This is a genomic window from Neisseria sp. HMSC065C04 (assembly GCF_001815375.1).
Lineage (GTDB): Bacteria > Pseudomonadota > Gammaproteobacteria > Burkholderiales > Neisseriaceae > Neisseria > Neisseria flavescens_D.
This window is the reverse complement of record NZ_KV820405.1, coordinates 1-1061: the sequence shown is the minus strand read 5'-3', so window position 1 is coordinate 1061 and position 1061 is coordinate 1. Positions and strand designations below refer to the sequence as shown.

The window sequence follows — 1061 nt, the reverse complement described above, 5'->3', positions numbered from 1 at the left end:
TCTTGAATTGTCAAACCAAGTGCAACGATTTTTTGAAGTAAACTTCATAAGGTGTTTTCCAACCTAAACATTTACGTGGTCGTAAATTCAGTTTATTGATCACCTGTTGAATATCAACTTCGCTCCACTGATTGATGTCTTGGTGCTTCGGAAAGTATTCACGAAGTAACCCATTTGTATTTTCATTCGTTCCCCGTGTCCACGGTTGATGCGGCTCGGGGAAGTAAAATTCTACACCCAGTGCTTCTGTTACCAAACGATGTTGGGCAAATTCTTTACCACGGTCTGGCGTAATTGACCGCAATATATGTGAATCCAGCAATTCAATCATGGCTTTTTGGACTGCTTCGGCTTTTTTGGCAGGAATTTTCTTCACCAACTCAAAACGACTTTTGCGTTCCGTCAGCGTCAGCAAACAAGCTCCACCCGCTTTACCCAGTACGGTATCGGCTTCCCAATGTCCAAAGCGACTGCGATTTTGCGCCGAAATGGGACGGTCGTTCAAATGGTTGGATATCTGAATTTTGCCACGTTTTTCATGATGATTTTTTGTATGCCGTGTTTTGCCTTTGTGGCGCAGTTTGCGACTGGCTTTGCGTTCGCCTATATCAAACAACCCTGAATAAATACCACGATAAATGGTTGAATAACTAATGGATAATTCAGATTTTTCCAATTTTAATCGTGCGCTGATTTGTTCGGGCGACCAGTTTTCTGTCAGAAACTTTTCTTGCACCAAATTGAAATATTCAGGCTGCTCTAATTTGCGCTGTGCTTTGCTATTTTGACGATGCTTCAAATAGCTGTTTTGTGCGTTCGTTGCACTGTAGCTTTCTAGAGCGTGTCGTTTCAGCTCGCGAGAAATGGTGCTCCAGTGCTTTGGCAATTTCTGCTTGTTTTTTGCCCTGTGCGAGTAAAATCATTATCTTTTCTCGCTCGTTTATTGTAAGATGTCGGTAGGAAGTACTCATCATTTGGAAGTGGTTTTTGTGTGGAAACAAAATTATATTCTAGTTGATGAGTACTTCTTTTTTTGTTGCACTTGGATTGTAAATTCAGCC

General features: G+C 41.5%; 1 pseudogene. It reads right to left on the bottom strand.

Features of this window, described 5'->3' with window-relative positions:
* Nucleotides 1–10: 10 nt before the first annotated feature.
* Nucleotides 11–974: pseudogene (locus tag HMPREF3022_RS03840) on the bottom strand (IS30-like element ISApl1 family transposase).
* Nucleotides 975–1061 lie beyond the last annotated feature (87 nt).